At 65.4% G+C, this 24,481-nt stretch carries 24 protein-coding genes; 8 read left to right on the top strand and 16 right to left on the bottom strand.

Annotation, left to right across the window (positions count from 1 at the left end; translation table 11 throughout):
* The first annotated feature begins 67 nt into the window (after nt 1-67).
* The 8 genes from BM269_RS06030 (at nt 68) to BM269_RS06065 (ending at nt 6,981) form a co-directional block, all read left to right on the top strand.
* Nucleotides 68-739 carry a DUF484 family protein gene (locus BM269_RS06030; RefSeq protein WP_090436112.1) on the top strand — a complete coding sequence of 224 codons (672 nt, stop codon included), beginning with the start codon at nt 68-70 and terminating at the stop codon, nt 737-739.
* Between the two features lie 4 nt (nt 740-743).
* Entirely contained in the window at nt 744-1,688 is a 945-nt protein-coding gene (locus BM269_RS06035) for a tyrosine-type recombinase/integrase (RefSeq protein WP_090436113.1), read from the top strand.
* Between the two features lie 92 nt (nt 1,689-1,780).
* Entirely contained in the window at nt 1,781-2,845 is a 1,065-nt protein-coding gene (locus BM269_RS06040; RefSeq protein WP_090436114.1) for a CobW family GTP-binding protein, read from the top strand.
* A gap of 71 nt (nt 2,846-2,916) precedes the next feature.
* Nucleotides 2,917-3,360: an RNA polymerase-binding protein DksA gene (dksA, locus tag BM269_RS06045; RefSeq protein ID WP_090436115.1), complete on the top strand. Its 444-nt coding sequence runs from the start codon at nt 2,917-2,919 to the stop codon at nt 3,358-3,360.
* A gap of 104 nt (nt 3,361-3,464) precedes the next feature.
* The gene (locus BM269_RS06050; RefSeq protein ID WP_090436116.1) at nt 3,465-4,799 is read left to right on the top strand and encodes an STAS domain-containing protein; all 1,335 of its coding nucleotides are present in this window, start codon (nt 3,465-3,467) and stop codon (nt 4,797-4,799) included.
* A gap of 63 nt (nt 4,800-4,862) precedes the next feature.
* The gene (gene hslV, locus BM269_RS06055) at nt 4,863-5,405 is read left to right on the top strand and encodes an ATP-dependent protease subunit HslV (RefSeq protein WP_090436117.1); all 543 of its coding nucleotides are present in this window, start codon (nt 4,863-4,865) and stop codon (nt 5,403-5,405) included.
* Nucleotides 5,402-6,736, top strand: coding sequence for an ATP-dependent protease ATPase subunit HslU (gene hslU / locus BM269_RS06060; protein WP_090436118.1), 1,335 nt, complete (start codon nt 5,402-5,404; stop codon nt 6,734-6,736). Before hslV ends, hslU begins: the two co-directional genes overlap by 4 nt.
* A gap of 8 nt (nt 6,737-6,744) precedes the next feature.
* Entirely contained in the window at nt 6,745-6,981 is a 237-nt protein-coding gene (locus BM269_RS06065) for a hypothetical protein (RefSeq protein ID WP_090436119.1), read from the top strand.
* Here the strand turns inward: BM269_RS06065 and BM269_RS06070 are convergent.
* From BM269_RS06070 to BM269_RS06145, 16 genes are read right to left on the bottom strand one after another with little or no spacing between them, the layout of a single operon-like run.
* The gene (locus BM269_RS06070; RefSeq protein WP_090436120.1) at nt 6,954-9,212 is read right to left on the bottom strand and encodes a patatin-like phospholipase family protein; all 2,259 of its coding nucleotides are present in this window, start codon (nt 9,210-9,212) and stop codon (nt 6,954-6,956) included. The genes BM269_RS06065 and BM269_RS06070 overlap by 28 nt on opposite strands.
* A complete protein-coding gene (locus tag BM269_RS06075; RefSeq protein ID WP_090436121.1) occupies nt 9,209-9,790 on the bottom strand; it encodes a type II secretion system protein N in 582 nt (193 codons plus the stop codon). Before BM269_RS06075 ends, BM269_RS06070 begins: the two co-directional genes overlap by 4 nt.
* A gap of 15 nt (nt 9,791-9,805) precedes the next feature.
* Entirely contained in the window at nt 9,806-11,026 is a 1,221-nt protein-coding gene (gspF, locus tag BM269_RS06080; protein WP_090436122.1) for a type II secretion system inner membrane protein GspF, read from the bottom strand.
* Between the two features lie 3 nt (nt 11,027-11,029).
* Nucleotides 11,030-12,454: a type II secretion system ATPase GspE gene (gspE, locus tag BM269_RS06085; protein WP_090436123.1), complete on the bottom strand. Its 1,425-nt coding sequence runs from the start codon at nt 12,452-12,454 to the stop codon at nt 11,030-11,032.
* Nucleotides 12,451-14,655, bottom strand: coding sequence for a type II secretion system secretin GspD (gene gspD, locus BM269_RS06090; RefSeq protein WP_090436124.1), 2,205 nt, complete (start codon nt 14,653-14,655; stop codon nt 12,451-12,453). Before gspD ends, gspE begins: the two co-directional genes overlap by 4 nt.
* Nucleotides 14,655-15,428 (bottom strand): type II secretion system protein N, encoded by a 774-nt coding sequence (locus BM269_RS06095; protein WP_090436125.1) that lies wholly within the window; start codon nt 15,426-15,428, stop codon nt 14,655-14,657. The genes gspD and BM269_RS06095 overlap by 1 nt, the downstream gene beginning before the upstream one ends.
* On the bottom strand, nt 15,425-15,943 hold the full coding sequence (gene gspM, locus BM269_RS06100) for a type II secretion system protein GspM (protein WP_090436126.1): 519 nt from the start codon (nt 15,941-15,943) through the stop codon (nt 15,425-15,427). Before gspM ends, BM269_RS06095 begins: the two co-directional genes overlap by 4 nt.
* On the bottom strand, nt 15,943-17,175 hold the full coding sequence (gene gspL / locus BM269_RS06105; RefSeq protein ID WP_090436127.1) for a type II secretion system protein GspL: 1,233 nt from the start codon (nt 17,173-17,175) through the stop codon (nt 15,943-15,945). Before gspL ends, gspM begins: the two co-directional genes overlap by 1 nt.
* A 19-nt stretch (nt 17,176-17,194) precedes the next feature.
* Nucleotides 17,195-18,175: a type II secretion system minor pseudopilin GspK gene (gene gspK / locus BM269_RS06110; protein WP_090436128.1), complete on the bottom strand. Its 981-nt coding sequence runs from the start codon at nt 18,173-18,175 to the stop codon at nt 17,195-17,197.
* Nucleotides 18,172-18,840 (bottom strand): PulJ/GspJ family protein, encoded by a 669-nt coding sequence (locus BM269_RS06115; RefSeq protein WP_090436129.1) that lies wholly within the window; start codon nt 18,838-18,840, stop codon nt 18,172-18,174. Before BM269_RS06115 ends, gspK begins: the two co-directional genes overlap by 4 nt.
* Complete coding sequence (gene gspI / locus BM269_RS06120) at nt 18,837-19,199, bottom strand: type II secretion system minor pseudopilin GspI (RefSeq protein WP_090436130.1); 363 nt, start codon at nt 19,197-19,199, stop codon at nt 18,837-18,839. The genes BM269_RS06115 and gspI overlap by 4 nt, the downstream gene beginning before the upstream one ends.
* 3 nt (nt 19,200-19,202) lie before the next feature.
* A complete protein-coding gene (locus tag BM269_RS06125) occupies nt 19,203-19,757 on the bottom strand; it encodes a GspH/FimT family pseudopilin (RefSeq protein WP_229204516.1) in 555 nt (184 codons plus the stop codon).
* Nucleotides 19,681-20,115, bottom strand: a complete 435-nt coding sequence (gene gspG / locus BM269_RS06130) for a type II secretion system major pseudopilin GspG (RefSeq protein WP_090436132.1) — start codon at nt 20,113-20,115, stop codon at nt 19,681-19,683. Before gspG ends, BM269_RS06125 begins: the two co-directional genes overlap by 77 nt.
* A gap of 37 nt (nt 20,116-20,152) precedes the next feature.
* Complete coding sequence (locus BM269_RS06135) at nt 20,153-22,279, bottom strand: amidohydrolase family protein (RefSeq protein ID WP_090436133.1); 2,127 nt, start codon at nt 22,277-22,279, stop codon at nt 20,153-20,155.
* A gap of 15 nt (nt 22,280-22,294) precedes the next feature.
* Nucleotides 22,295-23,065, bottom strand: coding sequence for a HesA/MoeB/ThiF family protein (locus BM269_RS06140; protein WP_090436134.1), 771 nt, complete (start codon nt 23,063-23,065; stop codon nt 22,295-22,297).
* Nucleotides 23,066-24,475: a S41 family peptidase gene (locus BM269_RS06145; protein ID WP_090436135.1), complete on the bottom strand. Its 1,410-nt coding sequence runs from the start codon at nt 24,473-24,475 to the stop codon at nt 23,066-23,068.
* Nucleotides 24,476-24,481 lie beyond the last annotated feature (6 nt).

A 24,481-nucleotide genomic window follows, 5' to 3' on the forward strand; every position in this document is an offset into this window, starting at 1 on the left:
GGTCCACCAAGCGCCTGCCCCTTCGGTTAAAATGTCCACGCCTGCAATATTCGATGTGACATCAACAATGACCGACACCCTGGATTCCGCAATCGTCGCGCAGTACCTGGCCGACCATCCGCATTTCTTCGAAGAACACGCCAACCTGCTGGGCGACGTCAGGCTGTCCAGCCCGCTGACCGGGCGCGCGGTGTCGCTGCAGGAGCGCCAGATGGAAGTCATGCGCGACAAATATAAAGCGCTGGAATTGCGCATGGCCGACCTGACCCGCCATGCCGAGGCCAACGCCGCCATCGCCAACCGTTTCCACAGCTGGAACCGGGCCATCCTGCAAACGCGCGACGATGCCGCCGTGCCGCGCGCCGTGGCGCAAGGCCTGGTCGACAGCTTCACCGTGCCGGCGGCCACCCTGCGCCTGTTCAACGTGGCGCCGGAATTCGCCGGCGAATGGTTTGCCAGCGGCGTGTCGGAAGACGCCCGCCTGTTCGCCAACAGCCTGCTGACACCGTACTGCGGCAGCAATAACGATTTCGAAGCCGTGCGCTGGCTGGACCAGGCGGAGCAGGTCAAGTCCGCCGTGATCCTGCCGCTGCGCAAGCCAGGCTCCAAGGGCCCGGCCTTCGGCCTGCTGATCATGGGTTCGCCCGACCCGGAACGTTTCACTTCCCTGATGGCGACCGACTTCCTGGTCCACATCGGCGAAACCGCCAGCGTGGCCCTGGCCCCCCTGCTCGCTTGATGCCATGAGCGGCGCCGGCAAGCTGGAACAGGCCGACGCCTACCTGGCCCACCTGGCCACCCAGCGCAAACTGTCCGCGCACACGGTGGCCGCCTATGGCCGCGACCTGCGCGAGCTGGCCGCCCTGTCCGACGGCAAGGCCTGGCACGCCCTCACCCACTTCGATATCCGCCGCTATGCGGCCCAGCTCCATGGCCGCGGCCTGGATGCGCGCAGCATTGCGCGCAAGCTGTCCGGCTGGCGCGGCTTCTTCGCCTGGCTCGGCCAGCACAGCACGCTGGCGGCCAATCCGGTGGAAGGCGTGCGCGCCCCGAAACGCGCCAAGACCCTGCCCAAGGCCCTGTCGGTGGACGATGCGGTGCAACTGGTGGCCCCCGCTGCGCCGCAGGCGGGCGCGGGCGAACCGGCCCGGCTGTGCAACCGCGCCATGTTCGAATTGCTGTACTCGAGCGGCTTGCGGGTGTCCGAACTGGCCGGCCTGGACCGCGAATTCCGCAAGGCCGGCGACGGCCAGCCCGCTTCGCTGGGCTGGCTGGAACTGGACAACGCCGAAGTGGTGGTCACCGGCAAGGGCAGCAAGATGCGCCGCGTCCCGGTCGGCAGCGCCGCCCTCGCGGCGCTGCGAGCCTGGCTGGCGGTGCGCCCCGCGCCGGCCGATGGCAGCAGCGCACTGTTCGTCAACGAGCGCGGCAACCGCGTCACGCCGCGCGTGGTGCAGTTGCGGCTGAGGGCGCATGGCATCCAGGCCGGCGCGCCGGTCGCGGTGCACCCGCACATGCTGCGCCACTCGTTTGCCTCGCATGTCTTGCAGTCGTCGGGCGACCTGCGCGCGGTGCAGGAAATGCTGGGCCACGCCAGCATTACCTCGACCCAGGTCTACACCGCGCTGGATTTCCAGCACCTGGCGCTGGTCTATGACAAGGCCCACCCAAGGGCTAAAATTAAATAGCCGGGAACTTGATCCTGCTCAAGTTTGCCCATTTGCCAGCATTTCCAGAATTCCGGCATAATCGACCGATTCCCAATGCTTCCCGTACCACTATGGCCATGATCCCAACCACCATCCTGACCGGCTTTCTTGGCGCCGGCAAAACCACGCTGCTGAACCGCATCTTGCGCGAAGAGCATGGCATGAAGATCGCCGTGATTGAAAACGAATTCGGCCAGGAGAATATCGACAACGAGATCCTGGTGCAGGAATCGCGCGAGCAAATCGTGGAGATGAACAACGGCTGCATCTGCTGCACCGTGCGCGGCGACCTGATCGTCGGCCTGAGCGACCTGGCCAAGCGCCGCGCCGCCGGCGAGATCGCATTCGACCGCGTGGTGATTGAAACCACCGGCCTGGCCAATCCCGGTCCGGTGGCCCAGACTTTCTTCATCGACGAGGAAGTAGGCGCTCACTATATGCTCGACGCCGTGGTCACGGTGGTCGATGCGCGCCACGCCATGCAGCAGCTTGACGAACACGAAGAAGCCCAGCGCCAGGTCGGCTTTGCCGACAAGATCCTGCTGTCCAAGACCGACCTGGTGGATGCCGCCGCGGTCGACGCGCTGAGCGCGCGCCTGAAGCGCATCAACCCGCGCGCGCCGATCGGCCGTTCCGATTTCGGCAAGGCACCGCTGGCCGAGGTGCTGGACCTGCGCGGCTTCAACTTGAACGAAAAGCTGGAAATCGACCCCGACTTCCTGGCCGAGGACGAGCACGGCCACGAGCACGACCATGAGCACTGCGGGCACGACCCTGAGCACGGCCATGTGCACGACGAGCACTGCGGCCATCACGACCACCACCACGCCCATCACACCGACGATATCGCGGCCTTCGTGTTCAAGAGCGAACGCCCGTTTGACCCGGCCAAGCTGGATGAATTCCTGGGCGGTCTGGTAGATGTGTACGGTCCTCGCATGTTGCGTTACAAAGGCGTATTGTTGATGCAGGGCGCAGAAAGGAAAGTGGTATTCCAGGGCGTGCATCAATTGATGGGCAGCGACCTGGGTGCAAAATGGGGCGAAAACGAGACACGGGCCAGCAAAATGGTGTTTATTGGCAAAAATCTCCCGAAAGACATCTTTATTACTGGCCTTGAACAATGTTTGGTATAAACTAAGGCGTTTTTTTGGCGCCACCCACGCAGAAATTTGAAAACTCCGTCGTATCGAAGGTAAGCGAAGTCATGACAAAAGCAAATAAATCGACCCCCGCCGCGGATGTCCTGCTCACCGAAGAAGAAATTCTGAAGATGAGCGAAAAGGACTATATGAACCCGGCCCAGATGGCGTTTTTCAAGAACAAGCTGCAAAACCTTGAAAAAGAATTGCTGAAAAACGCTGGCGAAACCACCGAACACCTGCGCGAAACCGTGCTGGTGCCGGACCCCGCCGACCGCGCCACCATCGAAGAAGAGCACGCACTGGAATTGCGTACCCGCGACCGCGAACGCAAACTGCTGAAGAAAGTGCAGCAATCGATCGCGGCCATCGACAATAACGACTATGGTTATTGCGAGGAAACGGGCGAACCGATCGGCATTCCACGCCTGATCGCACGGCCAACGGCTACCCTGTCGCTGGAAGCACAGCAGCGTCGCGAGCTGAAACAGAAGCTGTACGGCGACTGATCTGCCACAAAACGAGAAAAAGGCACGCTTAGGCGTGCTTTTTTCTTTTCTTTACACGTACGGTACGCCCTTATAATTTTCCGTTGGGCTACACTAGTGATCCTATGGGACTGTTCTCCATCTTTAAAAAAGGCAAGGTTGAGGAAAGCGTCGTCGAAACTGACGATGCGGACGCTGCACGCCTGGCCGCGAACAGCGAACTGGAGCGCCAACGCGCGCAACAGTCGGACCTGCAACGCGAAATCGCCCGCGCCACCGCGATGAAGATCGACGCCATCGAGGCGGCGATGGCGGCGGACATCTTTAACGAACCGGAACCAGCCTGGGCCCGCAAGCCGCGCACGCTGCAGCCAGCTTCGGCCGCTGCCGCCAACGACGGCGCCACCCTGCCCCTGCTGGACCAATACACCACCGAACTGCTGGGCGATGAGGATGTGCCTCTGGAAGCGGCGGCCGCCGAAAGCGCGCCGATCGTGGAAGAGATCGCGATCCTGTATTCCAATGGCCAGGCGGAAGTGGCCGAACAGATGCTGCTGGGCAGCCTGCCGGACTCGGCGCAGGACCGCACCGTGTGGTGGATGTTGTTCGACCTCTACCAGGTATTGGGCCGGCAGGAATCGTTCGAGAACGTATCGATCGATTACGCCAGCCAGTACGAAACCTCGCCGCCGTCCTGGATTCCGCCCGCCAGCGCCGACAGCAAGAAGCCGGAAGTGGCGCGCGGCTACTCCGGCGTGGCGCCTACCCTGGGCCTGAGCGGCGTGCTGAACGCTTCGGTGGCGCCGCAACTGGAACGGCTCGACAGCATGGACGAGAAGAAGCCGCTGCGGCTGGACTTCTCGCGCGTCAACGGCGTCGATCCGGACGGCAGCGCCCTGCTGCTGGCAGCGCTGAAGAAGGTGCAGGCCAGCGACCGCGAACTGATCGTGGTCGGTGCCGCCGAACTGGCCGAACAGGTGCGCGATATCCTGAGCATCGGCAACCGCGACGTGGGCGAGGGACCGTGGCTGCTGTATCTCGAACTACTGCGCCTGCTGAACCAGGAAAAGGAATTCGAGGAAGCGTCGATGGACTACTGCGTCACCTTCGAGGTGTCGCCGCCGCCGTTCGTCGCGCCCAAGAAGGTTGCCAATGCCCCGCGCCAGGCCACGGCGGCCGCTTCCGACCGCTTCATGCTGCCGGCCTTGATCGAAGGCGACATCGGCGGCCTGCTGAGCGCCATCGATGCCTACGCCAGCGAAAACCCGGTGGTGGTATTCGATTGCGGCCGCCTGGCGCGCATGGAGTTTGGCGCGGCCAGCGCGCTGCAGAACAAGGTGGCGGAGTTGGCCAGCGGCGAGCGCCGCGTCGAGTTCCGCGACCTGAACCACCTGGTCGCCGCACTGATGCGCCTGCTGGGCTATGCTGAAATAGCGCGGCTCTTCCCCCACAAGTACTGAGCAGTTGAATTTTGGGGCTGCGGCCCCAAAATACCGCGTTAATCCTCATACAAAGGCATTAACATGGAACAATTTCACGGCACCACCATCCTGTGCGTGCGTCGCGGCACGGATGTCGCGATCGGCGGCGATGGCCAGGTCACGCTGGGCAACATCGTCATGAAGGGCACCGCCCGCAAGGTGCGCAAGCTGTACCAGAACAAAGTCCTGTGCGGCTTTGCCGGCGGTACTGCCGACGCCTTCACCCTGCTCGACCGCTTCGAAGCCAAGCTGGAAAAACACCAGGGCCACCTGTTGCGCGCCTCGGTCGAGATGGCCAAGGACTGGCGCACCGACCGCGTGCTGCGCCGCCTGGAAGCCATGTTGCTGGTGGCCGACAAGGATGCCACCCTGGTCATCACCGGTAACGGCGACGTGCTGGAACCGGAAGGCGGCGTCGGCGCCATCGGCTCCGGCGGCAGCTACGCCCAATCGGCCGCCAAGGCCCTGATCGAGAATACCGACCTGTCGCCGACCGACATCGTGAAGAAGTCGCTCACCATCGCTGGCGAGCTGTGCATCTACACCAACCTGAACCACATCATCGAGACCCTGGACCAAGCATGAACATGACCCCGCAAGAAATCGTCGGCGAACTCGACAAACATGTGGTCGGCCAGGGCAAGGCCAAGAAGGCGGTCGCCATTGCGCTGCGCAACCGCTGGCGCCGCCAGCAGGTGGAAGAACCGCTGCGCCATGAGATCACCCCGAAAAACATCCTGATGATCGGCCCGACCGGCGTCGGCAAGACCGAGATCGCGCGCCGCCTGGCCAAGCTGGCCGATGCGCCCTTCATCAAGGTGGAAGCCACCAAGTTCACCGAAGTGGGCTATGTGGGCCGCGACGTCGACACCATCATCCGCGACCTGATCGACATCGGCGTGAAACAGACCCGCCAGTCGGAAATGGCCAAGGTGCGCGCGCGCGCCGAAGATGCGGCGGAAGACCGCATCCTCGACATCCTGCTGCCGCCGCCGCGCGATTTCGGCTTTGCCAATGCTTCGGCCGAACCGCGCGCCGACGACACTACCCGCCAGACCTTCCGCAAGCGCCTGCGGCAGGGCGAGCTGGACGACAAGGAAATCGAGATCGAGCTGGCCGAGCAAAGCCCGACCATGGAAATCATGGCGCCGCCAGGCATGGAAGAGATGACGGAGCAGATCAAGTCGATGTTCTCCGGCATGGGCGGCGGCCGCAAGAAGGCGCGCAAGGTCAAGATCAAGGAAGCCATGAAGTTCCTGCTGGACGAGGAAGCGGCCAAGCTGGTCAACGAAGACGAAATGAAGCAGAAGGCCCTCACCAACGTGGAACAGAACGGCATCGTGTTCCTGGACGAGGTGGACAAGATCGCCTCGCGCTCGGAGGCGGGCGGCGCCGACGTGTCGCGTGCCGGCGTGCAGCGCGACCTGCTGCCGCTGGTGGAGGGCACCACCGTCAACACCAAGTACGGCATGGTGCGCACCGACCATATCCTGTTCATCGCCTCAGGCGCCTTCCACCTGGCCAAGCCGTCCGACCTGATCCCCGAGCTGCAGGGCCGCTTCCCGATCCGCGTCGAACTGGAATCGTTGGCGATCGCCGATTTCGAGCGTATCCTGACCAGCACCGACGCTTGCCTGACCAAGCAGTACCAGGCCTTGCTGGCGACCGAAGGGGTGCACCTGGAGTTCGCGCCGGACGGCATCACCCGCCTGGCGGAAATCGCTTTCCAGGTCAACGAGCGCACCGAAAACATCGGCGCGCGCCGCCTGTACACGGTGATGGAAAAGCTGCTGGAGGAGATCTCCTACACTGCCACCGAAACCGGCGACCAGACCCTTGCCATCGATGCCGCCTATGTGAACCAACGGCTGGATGCGCTGGCCGTCAACGAAGACTTGTCGCGTTATGTACTGTAAGTACTGTCATGGCTAACAAGCAGCTGGCAACCCGGCAGAAGATGCGGATCCGCGTCGAGCCCTCGCAGAACTTTGGCAAGCCCCGCAACCCGATTGCGGCGCTGGCCAAGGCGCGTGCGGCGGGTCCGCACGACAAGAACCGCAGCACTGCCGAACGCCAGGCCGCCAAGAAGCTGATCGACAAGAAGCTGGACGGCGACGACGAGGGCAAAGAGCCTTACCAGATCGGCCCGAGGAACAGGTAAAGCGTCTGTTCGCCGTCGCGGGTGGCGCCGGCGCCGAGGAACAGGGGGCCGAAACGGGTTTCCACCGACAGGAAAGCGCTGCCTGCCTGTTTCAAGGCGCGCCCGGTGGCGCTCACCCCGCGGTCGAAGCCGCCGCCCGTCTCCAGCGAGAAGCCGGCCCGCATATTGCCGCCGAAAGCACTCGGCAGCGAAGCAATACGGCGCGCCAGCACCAGGCGGCCCAACAGGATGGTCGGCTCCTGGATCGAATCGGTCGGCGTGCCCGACAGGCGCAGGAAGCCGCCCAGCGTGACCGGCGAAGCGCCGGCTTGCGCCTTGGCCCATTCCAGCGACACGTGGCCGGCCCAGTCATTCCAGGCAAAAGCCTGCAGCGCGGTCGCGCCCCAGTTGACGCCACCGGTACCGACGCCCCTGCCGCTGCCCGGCGTCTGCTCGCGGCCGATGGTGATCAGCGTGCCGCGCGTCGGGAAGGCCAGCGAATCGAGCGTATCGACGCGGAAGCGGGCAAAGCTCTTGCTGTCGTAGACGCGCTCCACCGGCAAGGTCGGGTCTTGCGGGATCAGGCGCCGCACCGAATTGGCCTGGCGCGTCACGCCCACCGACAATTCGCCCCAGTTGCCGAACTGGCGCCCCAGCGCAATCGACGCGGCACGCGTGCTGTAAGCCACGCGCGCCATGCGCTGCTCCTTCTGGAAGATATCGCCGGCAATCCTGCCGACCTGGGCCGACGGCATCACGAACCATTGCGAGCCGGCGCCCAGCGGCTGCCACCACTGCACGCCAAGGCCGCGCTCATTGCCCAGCCGCCCTTCGGTACGCAGTTCTCCGCCCCAGCTATTCAGGGCCGACAGCACATGCATCACCTTGATGGCGAAGTTGTTCGAATCGCGGAAGTCGCTGGCCAGTTCGAGCCCGACGCGCATGCGGCTGCGGGCCCATTCGGCTTCCGTGGTGCGGATGGTGACCGTGCGCTCGCCGTCCACGTCGTCGATATCGGTTTCCACCCGCGCCATGTCGCCGCGGCCGTACAGCGCCATGGCCGCTTGCCGCACCTGCTCGCGCGTGGTCGGCTTGCCGGGCTCCAGGCCGGACTGCTTTTCCAGCACTTCGGGATTGACTTCACGCGTGCCCTGGATCTGCACCTTGGCCAATTTCACCGGCCGGTCGGAATCCACCGGCGCCGCCAGGCGCAGGCTTTCCATGCCGATGTAGTCGCGTTCGGGCAGGGCCAGCGCAGCCAGGCGCGGCGCCAGTTCGCGCGCGGCTGCTTCGCCGGCGGCCATGGCCTTGTCCCAGGTGGAGAAATCGAGGAAGGTGATGCCATCGAGCTTGGGTGCGATCAGGATGTCGTCCTTGCGCAATTCGCTGAGCGAGCGCTGCACGTTCTGCTCGGTCAGGATCTGCAGCATCTGGTTGGCGACGCCCAGCGCGCTGCCCAATTCCTTTTCCGGCGCCAGCGTGGTGCCGACGTTGACCGCGATGACGATGTCGGCGCCCATGGCGCGCGCCATGTCGACCGGCAGGTTGCGTACCAGGCCCCCATCCACCACCAGGTGGTCCTTGATGCGCACCGGCGCGAACACGCCCGGCACGGCCAGCGAGGCGCGGATGGTCTGGAACAGGGGCGTGTTGTCGAGCACCACCAGCTCGCCGGTCAGCAGGTCGGAGGCCACCGAGCGGAACGGCAGCGGCAACTGGCTGACAGGCAGGTCGCGCGTGCCGCGCGGCAGCAGGCGCTGCAGGGCCATTTCCAGTGCGGCATTGCTGGCGGCGCCGGGCGGGCCCAGCACGCCGTTGCGGGTGATGCCGAACTCGATGCGGGACGGGATCTGGATGTCTTCGTCGCGGCGGCGGAAATGCAGTTCGTCGCGCGCGGGACGGTCGGCCACTACGCTGTCCCAGTCGGTGGTGGCCGCCATGCGCTCGAGGTCTTTGACCGAGGCGCCGGCGGCCCAGGCGCCGCCGATCACGCTGCCCATCGAGGTGCCGACCACGATATCGACCGGGATGCGCATTTCCTGCAGGGCGCGCAGGACGCCGACGTGGGCGAAGCCGCGGGCGCCGCCGCCACTTAGGACCAGGGCGACTTTTGGGCGCTTTTGAACCGGTACCCCGGTGTCAGACCCACTGGGTCCGACACCAGCCTGCAGCAGTCGCGTATCGGGGTACGGCTGGTCGGCAGCGCAAGCAAGACCTGCGCAAAGGAGCAGGGCTAGGACTACGCGCCTCATCGCGCTTGCTGTGCTCCGCCGGTTGGCTGCGCGGAGGTGGTGGGCGGCTGGGCCGGTGCCATCTGCACCGGCGGCGGCGCCATCTGCGGCGGCGCGGGCGTGCCCAATGGCGGCGGCTGCGGCGGTTCTTGCGGCCCGCCCATGCCCAGCGGCGACGCGATGCCGCCGCTCGAACTCACACCCTGGTCGCTCATCAGGTCAAGGCGCTTCTGCACCCCGCCTTCCATCAGGATCACATGGCGTGGCTGCACCTCCTTCACGCTGACGCCCGGCGACAGTTCGGAACCGACCGGGAAGGCCTTGGCCGGCTGTCCATCGGCCGAAATGATTGCCACGCTGCCATGGCCGCGGGTATCGGCCACCACGCCGCGCAACTGGTAATTGCTGACGGCGGCCAGCGCGGTATTCCCGCCAAACAGCCCGCGCGCGGCATCCATATTCGCTTCCGGCACCTGCGCCACCGGCACTGCGGCGATCGGGCGCTGCTTCGGCCTGAATAGCTGCATGCCCCAGTAGGCCAGCGAGGCAGACAGCACCGCGACGGCGGCCACACTGCAGATCAAAGGCAAACGTTTCAATTCAATTCTCCAGGTTCAGCGCACGAGCTGATTGATTTCGATGATCGGCATCAGCACGGCCAACACGATCAGCAGCACCACCACGCCCATCGCCAGGATCAGCATCGGCTCCAGCAGGCCGGCGATGGTCAGCGTGCGGCGTTCCAGGTCGGCTTCCTGGGCGCTGGCGGCGCGGTCCAGCATGGCAGGCAGTTCGCCGGTGATTTCGCCGGCGCGGATCATGTGGATCAGCATCGGCGGGAAGTGCTTTTGCGCCGACAGCGAACGGGCCAGGCTGGCGCCTTCGCGCACCGAGTCGCTGGCCTGCTCGACCAGGTCGCGCATGGCCACATTGGACAGCGTGTCGCGGCTGGTTTCCAGCGCGCGCAGGATCGGCACGCCGGAACCGGTGGTGATCGCCAGGGTGCTGGCGAAGCGCGAGGTATTCAGGCTGCGTTCGAACTTGCCGTACAGCGGAGCGGTCAGCAGCCAGGTATGCCAGCGCAGCTTGATCTCGGGATTCTGCAGCATGCGCCGCACCACGAAGCCGCCGGCCACCAGGATGCCCAGCATGGCAAAGCCGTAGCTGCGCACGAAGTCCGAAATGGCCAGCATGATCACCGTCAGCAGCGGTAGCTTTTGCTTGGTGTTGGCGAACACCGACACGATCTGCGGCACCACATACGTGAGCAGGAAGATCACGATCAGGAAGGCCACCACGGTGACGATGGCCGGGTAGGTGAAGGCCAGCTTGACCTTCTGCACCAGCGCGTTGCGGCGTTCGATGTAGTCGGCAAGGCGCGACAGCACGCGCGACAGCTGGCCGATCTGTTCGCCCGACGCGACCAGCGCGCGGTAGATTTCCTGGAAGTCGCGCGGATGGCGCGACAGCACGTCCGACAGCGAGGAGCCGCCCATCACTTCCGAGCGGATCGAGGCCACCAGGTCGCGCACGTAGGGGCGTTCGGCCTGCTCCAGCAGCGCGGTGAAGGCCTGCTCCAGCGGCAGGCCGGCTTCCAGCAGGCTGGCCAGCTGGCGCGTGAACAGCGCCAGCTCGGTAGTGCTGAGCTTTTCGCCGAAACCGCGGCGCGAGGTGGCGCCGCTGGCGTCGACCTGCGCCGCAATGGCGTCGACCTTGATCGGCACCAGGCCTTGCGAACGCAGGTCGGCGCGCGCGGAACGGGCGCTGTCGGCGTTGACCACGCCCTTCTTGGTGGCGCCTGCCGCGTCGACGGCTTCATAACGGAAGGCCGGCATCGCTTAGTCCTTCGTCACGCGCAGCAATTCGGCCGGCGTGGTCACGCCCTGCTGCAGCCAGCGTTCGCCGTCTTCGCGCATGGTGATCATGCCGCCATGCTGCTGCGCGGTGACGCGGATCTCGGCTTCCGAGGTGCGGTCGTGGATCTGGGCGCGGATATGTTCGTCCGTCTGCAGCAGCTCGTAGATGCCGACCCGCCCCTGGTAGCCGGTATTGCCGCAATGCTCGCAGCCCACGGCTTTCCATTGCGTGCCGTCGAAGCTCTTGCAGCTCGGGCACAGCTTGCGCACCAGGCGCTGGGCCAGCACGCCGAGCAGGGACGAGGACAGCAGGAACGGCTCGATCCCCATGTCCAGCAAACGCGTCACGGCGGCAGCCGCGTCGTTGGTGTGCAGGGTCGCCAGCACCAGGTGGCCGGTCAGCGAAGCCTGCACCGCGATCTGCGCGGTTTCCAGGTCGCGGATCTCGCCAATCATGATCACGTCCGGGTCCTGGCGCAGGATGGCGCGCAAGGCCTTGGCGAAGGTCATGTCGATACGCGCGTTGACCTGGGTCTGGCCGACGCCGTGCAGGTCGTATTCGACCGGGTCTTCCACCGTCATGATGTTGGTGGAGGTGTTGTTCAGCATGGACAGCGCGGCGTACAGCGTGGTGGTCTTGCCGGAGCCGGTCGGGCCGGTGACCAGCACGATGCCGTGCGGCTGGTTGATCAGGCTATTGAACTGCCCCGTCATCTTCTCGCTCATGCCGAGGTGGGACAGGTCGAGCCGGCCCGCTTCCTTGTCCAGCAGACGCAGCACGGCGCGTTCGCCGTGGCCGGTCGGCAGCGTGGAGACGCGCACGTCCACCGGCTTGCCGCCCACGCGCAGCGTGATGCGGCCGTCTTGCGGCAGGCGCTTTTCGGCGATGTCGAGCTGCGCCATGATCTTGATGCGCGAAATCAGCGAACCGTGGATCGCCTTGCGCGGGCGCACGATGTCGCGCAGCGCGCCGTCGACACGGAAACGCACCACCGAGGTCTGTTCGAACGGTTCGATGTGAATGTCCGATGCGCCATCGCGCAACGCCTGCGTCAGCAGCGCATTGATCATGCGGATCACCGGCGCGTCGTCGGACGATTCCAGCAGGTCTTCAATCGCCGGCACGTCCTGCAGCAGCTTGGTCAGGTCCAGGTCGGCGTCGAATTCTTCCGCCACCTGCGAAGCGTCGCCGCTGGCACTGGCATAGGCGGTGGCAATGGCCGCTTCCAGGTCGGCGCGCGACAGGTGCTTGAGGTTGATGCGGCCGAAGCGGCGCGACACCTCCGCAATCGCGGAAGCAGGCGTGGCGGCCGACATCATCACATCGACCGCGTGCTCGGCTTCGGCGCTGGGCTGGGCCAGCACCAGGAAGTCGCGCGCAAAGGCGTAGGGCAGCAGGTTGCTCATTGCTGTTGCTTCTGTTCAGGCACGGTGCGCGGCGCCGGTGGAATCGGACGGACCATCTGGCCGCCGCCATTCGGCTCGCCGTTCACCAGTTCCGGCAAGGTCGGGCGGCCCAGGTCCTGCACCACCATGCTCGATTCCGGCTTGGACGCTTCCTGCGAGGCGCGGATGAAGTCGTAGCGGTCGGCCGTCAGGCTCATTTGCTGTTCGCGGTTGCGCACCACCACCGGACGCAGGAACACCATCAGGTTGGTTTTCTTGCGGCTGCGCTTCTGGTATTTGAACAGGTTGCCGATGATCGGCAGATCGCCCAGGCCCGGCACTTTTTCCACGCCGTCGCTGGTGTCGTCCTGGATCAGGCCACCAAGGATCAGCACCTGGCCGTCGTCGGCCAGGATATTGGTTTCGATCACGCGGTTCTTCAGGATCAGGCCACTGGTCGAGGTCACGCTGGCATCGATGCTCGAACTCTCGTTATAAATGGCCAGCTTGATGGTGCCGCCTTCGGAAATCTGCGGCCGCACCTTGAGCGTGATGCCGACGTCCTTGCGGTCCACCGTGGTGAACGGATTGCTGGTGGTGCCGGCCGTGGTGTTGTAGGAGCCGGTCACGATCGGCACGTTCTGGCCGACCTTGATGGTCGCCACTTCGTTGTCCAGCGTGATCATGTTCGGCGTGGACAGGATGTTGCTGTCGCCGTCCGAACCGAGCGCGTGGGCGATCGCGCCCAGGCCCAGCTTGCCGTTCGCGAGCTGCTTGAACACGCCCAGCGTCAGGCCGGCGCCCGGCGGCGTCGGCTGCGTGGTACCGGTGGCGCCGTTGGACAGGTTGTTCAGGCTGATGATGTTGTTGCCGGAATCGGTGGCGAACGAGGTGCCGCCGCCGATGCGGTAGCTGCTGTTGGAGTTGCCGCTCAGGCCGGCCCACTGCACGCCGAATTCGGACAGCTTGTCGGCGTTGACTTCGACGATCATCGATTCGATATAGACCTGGGCGCGGCGCACGTCCAGCTGGTCGATCACGCTGCGCAGGTTGCGGTAAACGGCTTCCGGCGCGGTGATGATCAGGGTGTTGGTGGTGGCGTCCGCCTGGATATAGCCGGCCGAACCGCCGCCGCCGCCCTGCGAGCCGCTGCGGCTGCCGCTTTGCAGCGCAGGATTGCTCGGGCCATTCTGGCCGCTGCCCGACTGCGAGGATGCGCCCAGGCCGGACTGGCCCATCTGGCTGTTGCCGGCGCCGGCGCCGCCCAGCGAGGACAGGCTGCCGCTATTGCTGCCGGACTGGCTGCTGCCGCCATCGCCCGACACCACGGATCGCAGGGTCTCGGCCAGCTTGGTGGCTTCCGCATTCTTCAGGTAGACCACGTGCACATTGCCGGCCTGCGCGGTCGGCTGGTCCAGCTTTGCGATCAGCGACTTGGCCAGGTTGGCGCGTGCCGCCGACGGTGCCCGCACCACCAGCGAATTGGTGCGCGGGTCCGGCACCAGGGTGACGCGGCCGGAGTCGCCGCCGGCGCCCGGTTCCATCAGCTTGTTGATCATGGCCGCCAGGTCGCTGGCGATGGCGTAGCGCACCGGCACCACGTCCAGGTCGGCCGACGACGGCGCATCGAGCGAAGCCACGATCTTGGCCAGGCGCTTCAGGTTGTCCGAATAGTCGGTGATCACCAGGGTGTTGTTGCCCGGGTTGGCGTTGATGGTGTTGTTCGGCGTGATCAGGGGCCGCAGCACGGTCACCAGGTTGGCCGAGTTTTCGTGGTTCAGGTGGAACACCTGGGTCACGATCTGGTCGCCCTGCGGGCTTTTCTGGCCGCCGATCACGGTCGGCGACGCCTGCAGCTTGGCTTCCGCTTCCGGCACCACCTTGGCGTAGCCGTCGCCGCTGACGATGGCGTAGCCTTGCAGGCGCAGCGCGGAGGCCAGCAGCTGGAAGGCTTGCGATTTGGTGATGGATTTTTCCGACACCAGGGTCAGCGTGCCTTTCACGCGCGGGTCGATCAGGAAGGTGATGTTGGTGTAGTGGCCGACGGCCTTGATCACCGATTCGATGTCGGCGCCGACAAAATTCAGCGCGGCTTCGTCATTGGGCTGGGCCCAGGCCGGCACCGGAGCGGCGGCAGGCGCCAGCGCACAGCACAACAGCGCGGCAGCGCTCAGGCGGCGCAGCGCCGGGAAGGAGGTTGGGCTTGCAGTGTGTGTTTTCATTATCGGAACTCTAGTGCAATGACGTTTTTAACGCTGTTTGGCTTACGCTGGCCCAGCATGCTTAACAAGCCGCCAAGCTGGTCTTCAAATCCTGTTGCCGCTTCCGCCTGGCCGGAAAACTCCAAGCGGCCCTGCGCGAACTTTCCCGCACCGCTTAACAGCAGCGGGCCGCGTTGCGAATTCAGCGCCAGCGCGGCTTGCTGGCCTTTCCAGTCGAAGGCCAGCTGGTAACTGCCCAAAGGCTTCACCGGCGTCAGGCGCGACGACATGTCCTGCATTTCCAGCGTGGTGCGCCCGTTCAGCGACACCGCCTGTCCTGCGCGCGCCAGGTGCAGCGACGACCAGGACAATTTCATGCGGCCGCTCGGCGCCAGGGTGTTCAGGGGCGCGCCCAGTCCGGCCAGGCCGTCGGCCGGCAGCATCAGGGCGGCCGGGCTGACGTCCCAGCTGCTCCAGCCACCGCGCAGCGACACCGGCTGCGTCAGCGCGTCCGGATTTTGCAATTCCACGTCCACGCTGCCGAACAGCACCAACGGCGACAAGCGCCAGCTGAAGCGTCCGGGCAGCAGCGGCGTCACCGCGCCATCCTTGCTGGCGGCGCCGCCGATGAAGGCGGAACCGCGCCACAGCGTACCCTGCGCATCGCCCAGGGTCAAACGGCCGCCGCTCTGGCTTTCCACCACTTGCCCCATCCAGCTGGCGGGCAGGAAAACCAGCACCGTCAGGCCTGCGCTGAGCACAATGGCCAGCAACCACAAGACCGCGCGCTTCATTGTGCGGAAGACTCCTGGCGCAGGGTCAGGTTGGCATCCACCTGGCCGGCGGGGCCTTGCTGCGTCACGCTGCCTTCCTGCACCACCACGCGCTGCTCACGGCGCATCGCGTCCAGCCAGGTCACCAGGCCGGGAAACGGCACACCCTTGAATTCCACTTTAATGTAATCGCCCGTGACTGCCAGGTTTTGCGTGGCCAGGCCGGCCGCTTGCAGCCGCGCCGCCACACCGTCCTTGCTCAAAGGCTGCGGCTGGACCGGCGGCTGGGCCGCCAACTGGGTCGCCTCGCCGGCCAGCGCCTGCAGCTCCGCCAATTGCTGGTTCATGCGCGGCAGGTCTTTTTGCAGCCTGGCGCGGCCAGTCAAGGCCGGGTCGATCAGCACGCCCCATACCAGGCCCAGGGCAACCACGATGCCGCCGATGGCCAGCATGCGCTGCTCCTGTTCGTTGCGCGCGCCCCACCAGGCGGCGGCCGCCGCGCGGTAGCCGTTGATCTTGTCGTTCAGGCGCGCCATTACTTGCCCCCTGCCTTCACCAGCCACACGCCCGGGCCGCTTTCGGTGGCGCTCATCTTGCGCTGGGCCAGCGCGGCCTGCACTTGCGCCAGCGCGTTGGCGTCGACGCTGTTCGGCTTGAACTTGACCGTCATGCTGCGTTCCTTGTAATCGATGCCCGCCACCGCTTCGCGGTTGGGCAGCACGGCCAGCGCTTCGCCCAGCACCGCGCTCATCGTGGTGAATTCGTCGGCCGTGCCGCCGCCGCTGCCGGCGCGCGCCACCGCGATATTGCGCCGCATTTGCTCAACCGGGTCGCCGATCATCGGCAGGTTCGGGTAGGCGGAGCGGAACACCTGCGTCATGTTCTGGCGCAGCGCGCTTTCCTCGCGCTTGAGGCGCATCCATTCCCAGTTCATGCCGACGATATTGACCAGCACGGCGGCGACGGCGATGCGGTAAGGCCATTTCCAGCGCGCCCAGGCGCGCGCGGTAGCGCCGCTGACGGCGCCCAGGCCGGCCGCCAGGTCGAACGGTACCGCTTTCGCAGCGGCGATGCGGTGCACCCAGTTGTCTTCTTCCAGCGTGATGCCGGGCACGTTGGCCGCTGCCGCCGCATATTCGGCACGCTGGGCCGGCGCCACGTACAGCGTGACCGGAGCCTCGCCGGCCAGTGCGCGCAGGGTGTGCAGCGCCGCTTCGGCGGCATTCGGCAGGGTCAGGCCCAGGCCTTCATTGGGGGCGCTGCGCAAGGTCAGTTCCAGGCCGGCGTCGTCCACGCCCAGGGCGGCCGACACGCTGCCCGGCGCCAGCGGCAGGCTCAGTTGCACCGGCAGCGCGGATACGCCGTGCGCGCCTTGCGCCACCAGGGCCTTGACCAGCACTTCCAGCCAGGCGCGGTTGGCCACCGCCACCACGCGTTCGTCGCTGTCGCCGCTGGCCGGCGCCAAGGCCAGCACGCAGTCGGCCGGATCGCCCAGCACTTGTTCTTCCACCAGGTTCGGCAGGGCGGCCTTCAAGCGGGCGCCCGACAGCGGCGGCATTTTGACTTTCAGCAGCGAGACATCGGCGGCGGCCAGCAGCAGCACCACGCGGCGCGCGCCCGACACCAGCTGGCCCAGGTTGCCCAGCGCACCGGCGCCCTGCTGCATCACGTTGCCGCCATCGCCCACCAGCGCGAACTGGCAACTCGCCGGCACGCCGTTGTCGGCGGCCGCGGCGCGGGCCGGATACCGAATGTAGAGTGTTGTCAAAGCTGGCCTTCCCTATTCCTTAAATTTCCCGTATCCACACCACCTGGGTGCCGTTCTGGTCGCGATGGATCAGCGACCACGACACCAGTTCCGCCCGATCCAGCTTGACCCGGCTCATCACCAGGAAGTAATCGCTGCGGCAATCCATATCGCTGTCCTGCAGCAGCGGCGGCTTACCCGCGTTCTGCTTGAAGTTGCCGACGTTGAGGAACGGGGCGCGCTTGCGCGCCACCACCAGGTTCTGCCCCTCCGACAGCGAGCCGTTGATCAGGGCCGCCAGCACTTCCGCCGGCGCCGTGTTGACGTTGACCGGCGTCGCCGCCGGCAGCACGACGACAAAATCGCGCAGCTTGTCGATGGCTTTCTGGTCGAAACCCGACACCGACAGCAGGTCCTCGGCCCGCAGCATCTTCATCGGCTGTCCGCTGCCCGGCAGCACCGGCTCGATGTCCGGCGTGGGCGGGGTTCCCGGCGGCGGCTGCAGCAAGCCGGCGCCCTCGCTGCGCGCCACCTGGGTCGCGACCGCCTTGGCCAGCGCCGGATCCAGCTGCAGGATCTGCAGCAGCCGCGCAAAGACCGCCATCTGCTTCTTGTTGATGCCGCCAGCCCCGGTCGTACTGGCCAGATTTACAAGATTGTAGCGCGATTGTGCGTCGTAATTCTGTCCAGAAATGGTAGCGTCGAAAGTTTCGCCTTCGATCTTTTCGCGTTTGACGAAGTCGTCGAGCCGGGTTTCGGCCAACGGCGTGGCCCACAGGCCGTCGGCGCGCGTCATGGTACGGCTATCCAGCATGTCCTGGCGCAGGATAAGCCTCGCCAGATCAAGGCCGGAACGCACGATCCAGCGCGTCTGGGAATGCAGGCGCTGGTTTTCGATCGAGCGTACCTGCACCTGCTGCTGCCAGAACAGGCTGGCCACGATGGTCACGGCCAGGGTGGTCAATAGTAGCGCCGTAACAACAGCTACCCCGCGCTGGCGGGCCGCAAAGCGTGGTTTCATACGGACCCCAGCAGGAAAACTTTGACCAGCGGCGCCGGCTGGCCCTGGATCTGCAGCGAGATTTCCAGCCCGGTCGGGCCTTCCGCCTTGTTCGCTGGCTTGGGGGTGAAGTCCTTGCACTTGTTCGGGTCGGGATCTTCGCATTTCGGTGCGGCAGGCTCGCTGGCGGCATTGTTCGGCTGCCGCCAGCCGCCGCCTTCCCACACCCGGAATTCCATATTGGCCACGCCGGCCTGCAAGCCCACCATCGACTGCGTCGTGCTTTGTTCGAGGGCGGCCTTCCACAGCGCGTCCAGTTGCAGCAGGTCGCGCGCACCCTGCGACTCGGTGCGCGCCAGCAGGCCGTCGCGGATGGTGTAGCTGACCACCTGCAGCTGCGACGCCGCATTCTCGACCAGCACGGTGCGCACAAAGACCAGGCGGTTACTTTCGGCCAGCATGTTCTGGCGTTCGCGCAGCAGCGTCTTGTCGGCGATCTGTTCCAGGTCGCTTTGCAGCTGGGCGAAGGTGAGCTGGGTGCCGCGCGTCTGCTCCATGTTCTGCGTCAACTGCTCGCGCGAACGCACGATGCCGTCCAGCCCGCGCCAGCCCAGCACGGCGACGATGGCCAGCACGGTGATCGCCACCAGCAGTTCAATCAGGGTAAAGCCGCGCGCGCTGTTCATTCCTGCAGCACCAGTTGGTTCAGGGACGTGATGCGGCGTTGCGGCGCGCTCGCTTCGAAGACGCTCACTTCGATCCGGCGCATGCGCGGGTTCGGCAGCGTGAACACCACTTCTTCACAAATGAAGTTGAAATCGGCTTGCGGGCACTCGAAGGTGGTCTTGCCCGGCGCCGGCCACACCTTGGCCAGGCGCACCTGCACCATGCGGTTTTCGGCCGACCAGATGGCCATCATATTGGTGCGCAGGCCTTCGCTGTTCTGGGTCAGGCTGCCCATGGCGCGCAAGGCGGCGCCCAGCGCGGTGCAGACGATCAGCAGCGCCACCAGCACTTCCAGCAGGGTAAAGCCTCGTTGCCGCATAGTTCAGTCCACCGTGAAATGGCCGACACCGTCGGCACGGATGACGGCGCGCAGGTCGCCGCTGGCCATGGTCAGCGCGAAAGGCCGGTCGACCGGCTCGCGGCCGAACACGATGCGCATGCTGCCCGGCACATTGGTCGGCGGGTCGAGCAGCAGGGTCATGGGGCTGAACTGAAAAGGACGCTCGCGCAGCAGGTCGTCCTGCGGCAGCGTTTCCCAGGTCTTGTCGTTACGCACCAGGAAGCGGTAACTGTCCGGTCCTGCCTCGAAGGCGATCGGCCGGTTGCGCACGATGGCTTCATCGCGCGCCAATTGCATCAGGAGCGCGATGCGCTGCGCTTCCTTCTGCATGGCTTGCGCCTGGGACGGCGCGACATTCATCACGGTCAGGCCGAGCGTGATGCCGATGATGACCAGCACCACCAGCAGCTCGATCAGCGTAAAGCCGTCCCGATGCGCGGCCCAACGCGCGGCCGAACGCTTAGATTTCCCAGGAACCGATATCTGCATCGTCGCCGCTGCCGCCTGGCTGGCCGTCGGCGCCATAGGAGAACACATCGATTTCACCTTTTACGCCCGGGGACAGGAACTGGTACGGGTTGCCCCACGGGTCCTTCGGCATTTTTTCCAGGTACGGCGCCTTCCAGCCGTTGGCGGCGGGGCCGGCGGTCGGCTTGGCCATCAGCGATTGCAGGCCCTGCTCGGTGGTCGGGTAGCGCTGGTTATCCAGCTTGTACATCTTCAGCGCCTGCATGATGGTGGAGATTTCGACCTTGGCAGCGGCAGTCTTGGACTGGCCGACGCGGTCCAGCACCTTAGGCAGCACCAGTGCCGCCAGCACGCCCATGATCACGACAACCACCATGATTTCAATCAGCGTGAAGCCGCCGGAGCGGCGTTTGCTTGGTTTTTGCATAAGATTCACTAAAAATTAAACTGGCAGTATAAGTGATTCAATCGTGCTTGCGGCCAATTGCGCCAGCGCGGCGCAACACGCCGTCGTTCGAGCCGGCGATATTGGCCGGCACGGCTTCCAGCGGCTTCACCGCCGGCACGTTGGCGACGAAAGGCTTGATGCCCAGCGCCTCGTCCACTTCCTTAGGATAGATCACCTGGCCGCGGGTGATCACGGCAGACACCTTGCGCAGGTCTTCGATATCCCTGGTCGGGTCGCCGTCGACCAGCACCAGGTCGGCCAGCTTGCCGGTCTCGATGCTGCCGCGGTCGGCGCTGGTGCGGGTGTAGCGGGCGCCGTTGCGGGTCGCCACCTGGATTGCTTCGGCCGGGGTCAGGCCGGCCTTGACCAGCAGCGCCAGCTCCGAATGCAGGGTGAAGCCGGCCAGGTCGTCGGTGCCGGCCACGATCGGCACGCCGGCCTTATGCAGGATGCCGACGAACTGCACCATCTTGGCGAACGATTTCTCGTAGCGCGCCTGGGTCGCCGCATCCGGGATCTTCATGGTGCCGACGTGGAAGCCGCGCGCCACGTCGGGCGGCATATTGCCTTCCACTGCCGCCCACGGCTCGTTGACGTCGCCGTCCTTCTGCTTCAGGAAGGCGAAGGTGGCCAGGGTCGGGTCGATCACGATCTGCTTTTTCTTGAGCGTGGCGACGAAGTCCTTCACTTCCTTCGAGTTGAAGTCCAGGCCGGCGACTTTCTCGGCCGGCAGGTAGAAGCGTTCCAGGCTGCGGGTTTCCACGCCCGGCTTGAACAGGAAGTTCAGCATGACCTGGTTGATGTGCTGCAGTTCGTCATAGCCGGCATCCAGCGCCTGCTGCGCGCGCAGCCCGGCCGGCACGTGGCCGGACACCCGCATGCCGCGCGAGTGGGCATAGGCCACGGTGTCCTTCAGGATCTCTTTCGGGAAGGAGTTGTAGATCTTGAGCTGCGGATAGCCATGTTCGGCATACCAGTCGATGGCGCGCTTGGACTGCTCCAGCGTCTTCACCACGAAGCCGCCGTTGGAGGAATACGCGCTTTCGCCCTCCAGGAAGCCGGCCGGCACGATTTGCGGCGCCAGCAGCTCGCCGTCGGCGGTTTCGTCGATCATCATCTGCAGCTGGGCGTTGTCGTTGCCCATGTCGCGCAGCGTGGTCACGCCGGCGGCAACGTGCAGCGCGCCTTCCCAGCGGCCGATGTGGCCGTGCATGTCGAACAGGCCCGGCAGCATGATGCGGCCGCCGGCGTCGATCTCGTTGACGGCGCCGCGCACCGGCGCGCCGGCCGGCAGGATGGCGGCGATGCGGCCGCGCAGCACGTACACGTCGGACGGCGCCCCGACAGTGGCCTTGTTGCTGTCGAAGATGCGGGCGTTCTTCACCACGGTCAGGCCTTGCAGCGGGTGCTGCAGCTTGGCCGCCATATCGTTCAGCATTTTCGCCTCGGCGACTTTCTGGCGCTCGGCCAGCAGCTTGCCGTTGTCCTGCCAGCCTTCGATGGCGAACACGTAAGTGCCCGGTTCCACCACTGCGAACAGGGAAGGATGGGCGCCCTTGGTGATCCACAGGAATTTCGGGCTCAGCCCCAGGCCGGTCTGCGCCACCAGTTGCACCTGTTGCGACTGGCCCTTGGGGCCGGCAACCTGCGCCTCATCGAGCACCACCTGTTTCAGGGTGCCGGAGGGCAGCAGCGGGATGCTGGCCGAGGGCGTCCTGGCCAGCGCGGCGATCGCGCGCGAATCGACTTCGAAGCTGCCGTTCAGCGCCACATAGACGGCCGGGCCGCTGACGTCTTGCGCGCCCTGCTCGGTGGTGGATGTCCACTGCGCCTTGCCGCCCTTGCGTTCGAAGGACTCGTCCACCACCGCGCCGAAGGTCGACGTGCCCTTGGAGTGGTAGTAGGACATGGTGCCGTCGGCGGCCAGGCGGAATTCCTCCGTCAGTTCCGGGCCGCGGCCGTTGTCCTTGTAGATGTAGCGAACCTTGGTCAATCCGTCGTCGTGGCTTTCCACCACTTGCTCGCCCATCTGCTTGCCGTTGTTCTCGGAAATGATGACGTAGCGGGTGGTTTGCGTGACTGCTGCTTGTGCGCTGAACGCACTCGCAATGGCCAGCGCCAGGACGGCGGAAACTCGCTTCATTGTTGGATCTCCTGATTATGGATGTTGTGTCCCGCAGACAGGACAGGCTTCGTTGCGGGTGATGCTAATGCTGCTCCACTCCATGCGCAATCCATCCAGCAGCAGCAGACGGCCGGACAGCGATTCGCCGATGCCCATCACCAGCTTGAGCGCTTCGGCCGCCTGCATGGCGCCGACCACGCCCACCAGCGGCGCGAACACGCCCATGGTGGAGCAGGCCACGTCCTCGAAAGGCTGGTCTTGCGGGAACAGGCAGGAGTAGCAAGGCCCGAGCTGCTGCCCGCCATCGGCGCGGCGCGTATCGAACACGCTGACCTGGCCGTCGAAGCGGATCACGGCGCCGGACACCAGCGGCACGCGGTGCGCCACGCAGGCGCGGTTGACGGCATGGCGGGTCTTGAAATTGTCAGTGCAGTCCAGCACCACGTCGTGCTGCGCCACCAGCGCCGCCAGGCGCGCGTCGTCGACCCGCTCGACCAGGGCGCTCACCCGGCATTCCGGATTGATGGCGTTCAGCGTAGTACGCGCCGATTCAGCCTTGGGCTGGCCGACGCGTTCGGTGGTATGGGCGATCTGGCGCTGCAGGTTGGTCAGGTCGACGCTGTCATGGTCGACGATGGTCAGCTGGCCGATGCCGGCCGATGCCAGGTAGAGCGCTGCCGGCGAGCCGAGGCCGCCGGCGCCGATCACCAGCGCCCGGCCCTGCAAGATCGCCTGCTGCCCCTCGATGCCGATTTCGTCGAGCAGGATATGGCGCGAATAACGCAGCAGCTGCTGGTCGTTCATTTACTTCGCTGCCAACTCGGGCTTGGAAGCTGTCTTGACCGGCAAGCCCTTGAAATGACGCAGGGCCTGTTCCAGCTGGAAGTCGTCCTTGCCGCCGAATTCGAAAGGCTTCTGTTTTTTCGCGGCGGCCAGCAGGCGCTGCTCTTCTTCCAGTTCGTCGCGGCGGATGCGGCCTTGCTTGTCCTCTTCACCCTCGCTGTTGGCCAGGTGCTTCTGCAAATCGGCTTCGCGCAGGCGCAGGCTGTTGATGGCGTCGCCCTCCGAGGTCTCGTCCACCAGCACGTCGGGCACGATGCCCTTGGCCTGGATGCCGCGGCCGTGCGGCGTGAAGTAGCGCGCGGTGGTCAGCTTGACGGCCGAATCGGCGGTGATCTGGCGCAGCGTCTGCACCGAGCCCTTGCCGAAGGTCTGGCTGCCCATCACGATGGCGCGCTTGTAATCCTGCAGGGCGCCGGCCACGATCTCGGAAGCCGAGGCGGAACCGCCGTTGACCAGCACCACCATCGGCACCGTCTTCAGCGCGGCCGGCAGCTTGGCCAGCGGGTCGCCGCCGCTGCGGCTGGAGTAGTTTTCCGAGGTGGCGTGGAAAGCCTGCTTGGAATCGGCCAACTGGCCGTCGGTGGACACCACCAACGCATCTTTCGGCAGGAAGGCGGCCGAGACGCCGACCGCGCCCTGCACCACGCCGCCCGGGTCGTTGCGCAGGTCCAGCACCAGGCCTTTGATATGCGGGTTCCTGGCGTACAGGGCGCTGAGCTTCTTCGCCATGTCTTCCACCGTCGGTTCCTGGAATTGCGAGATGCGCAGCCAGGCGTAGTCCGGCTCCACCATCTTCACCTTCACGCTCTGCACGCGGATCTCTTCGCGCACGATAGGAATCAGCAGCGGCTTCTCTTCATCCTTGCGCGATACCGTCAGCACTACCTTGGTGCGCGGTTCGCCGCGCATTTTCTTGATCGCGTCGTCCAGCGACAGGCCTTTCAGCGGCTGGCTGTCGAGGCGGGTAATCAGGTCGCCCGCCTTGATGCCGGCACGCCAGGCCGGTGAATCCTCGATTGGCGCCACTACCTTGATGTAGCCGTCTTCCACCCCGACTTCGATGCCGATGCCGACGAACTTGCCGTGGATCGATTCGCGCATTTCCTTGAATGCGGTCTTATCGAGATAGGTGGAATGGGGATCGAGCGAAGAGACCATGCCGGCGATGGCGTCCTGCAGCAGCTTCTTGTCGTCGACCTGTTCGACGTAGTCGGACTTGATCAGGCTGAAAACTTCGGACAGGGTACGCAGTTCTTCCAGCGGCAAAGGCGTGGCAGCCTTTTGCGCCAGGGCGGAAAACTGCATCGAGACGGCTACGCCAGCCACCATACCAAGGCCGACCAGGCCGAGACTCTTCGTTTTGTTGCCCATTGATTG

This window comes from Duganella sp. CF458 (genome assembly GCF_900113115.1).
Lineage (GTDB): Bacteria > Pseudomonadota > Gammaproteobacteria > Burkholderiales > Burkholderiaceae_D > Rugamonas.

What these genes read in the sequence shown, in the direction of transcription:
- BM269_RS06030 (WP_090436112.1), top strand. Translation starts at nt 68, where the DNA reads ATGACCGACACCCTGGATTCCGCAATCGTCGCGCAGTACCTGGCCGAC.
- BM269_RS06035 (WP_090436113.1), top strand. Translation starts at nt 744, where the DNA reads ATGAGCGGCGCCGGCAAGCTGGAACAGGCCGACGCCTACCTGGCCCAC.
- BM269_RS06040 (WP_090436114.1), top strand. Translation starts at nt 1,781, where the DNA reads ATGGCCATGATCCCAACCACCATCCTGACCGGCTTTCTTGGCGCCGGC.
- dksA (WP_090436115.1), top strand. Translation starts at nt 2,917, where the DNA reads ATGACAAAAGCAAATAAATCGACCCCCGCCGCGGATGTCCTGCTCACC.
- BM269_RS06050 (WP_090436116.1), top strand. Translation starts at nt 3,465, where the DNA reads ATGGGACTGTTCTCCATCTTTAAAAAAGGCAAGGTTGAGGAAAGCGTC.
- hslV (WP_090436117.1), top strand. Translation starts at nt 4,863, where the DNA reads ATGGAACAATTTCACGGCACCACCATCCTGTGCGTGCGTCGCGGCACG.
- hslU (WP_090436118.1), top strand. Translation starts at nt 5,402, where the DNA reads ATGAACATGACCCCGCAAGAAATCGTCGGCGAACTCGACAAACATGTG.
- BM269_RS06065 (WP_090436119.1), top strand. Translation starts at nt 6,745, where the DNA reads ATGGCTAACAAGCAGCTGGCAACCCGGCAGAAGATGCGGATCCGCGTC.
- BM269_RS06070 (WP_090436120.1), bottom strand. Translation starts at nt 9,212, where the DNA reads ATGAGGCGCGTAGTCCTAGCCCTGCTCCTTTGCGCAGGTCTTGCTTGC.
- gspF (WP_090436122.1), bottom strand. Translation starts at nt 11,026, where the DNA reads ATGCCGGCCTTCCGTTATGAAGCCGTCGACGCGGCAGGCGCCACCAAG.
- gspE (WP_090436123.1), bottom strand. Translation starts at nt 12,454, where the DNA reads ATGAGCAACCTGCTGCCCTACGCCTTTGCGCGCGACTTCCTGGTGCTG.
- gspD (WP_090436124.1), bottom strand. Translation starts at nt 14,655, where the DNA reads ATGAAAACACACACTGCAAGCCCAACCTCCTTCCCGGCGCTGCGCCGC.
- BM269_RS06095 (WP_090436125.1), bottom strand. Translation starts at nt 15,428, where the DNA reads ATGAAGCGCGCGGTCTTGTGGTTGCTGGCCATTGTGCTCAGCGCAGGC.
- gspM (WP_090436126.1), bottom strand. Translation starts at nt 15,943, where the DNA reads ATGGCGCGCCTGAACGACAAGATCAACGGCTACCGCGCGGCGGCCGCC.
- gspK (WP_090436128.1), bottom strand. Translation starts at nt 18,175, where the DNA reads ATGAAACCACGCTTTGCGGCCCGCCAGCGCGGGGTAGCTGTTGTTACG.
- BM269_RS06115 (WP_090436129.1), bottom strand. Translation starts at nt 18,840, where the DNA reads ATGAACAGCGCGCGCGGCTTTACCCTGATTGAACTGCTGGTGGCGATC.
- gspI (WP_090436130.1), bottom strand. Translation starts at nt 19,199, where the DNA reads ATGCGGCAACGAGGCTTTACCCTGCTGGAAGTGCTGGTGGCGCTGCTG.
- BM269_RS06125 (WP_229204516.1), bottom strand. Translation starts at nt 19,757, where the DNA reads ATGTGTTCTCCTATGGCGCCGACGGCCAGCCAGGCGGCAGCGGCGACG.
- gspG (WP_090436132.1), bottom strand. Translation starts at nt 20,115, where the DNA reads ATGCAAAAACCAAGCAAACGCCGCTCCGGCGGCTTCACGCTGATTGAA.
- BM269_RS06135 (WP_090436133.1), bottom strand. Translation starts at nt 22,279, where the DNA reads ATGAAGCGAGTTTCCGCCGTCCTGGCGCTGGCCATTGCGAGTGCGTTC.
- BM269_RS06140 (WP_090436134.1), bottom strand. Translation starts at nt 23,065, where the DNA reads ATGAACGACCAGCAGCTGCTGCGTTATTCGCGCCATATCCTGCTCGAC.
- BM269_RS06145 (WP_090436135.1), bottom strand. Translation starts at nt 24,475, where the DNA reads ATGGGCAACAAAACGAAGAGTCTCGGCCTGGTCGGCCTTGGTATGGTG.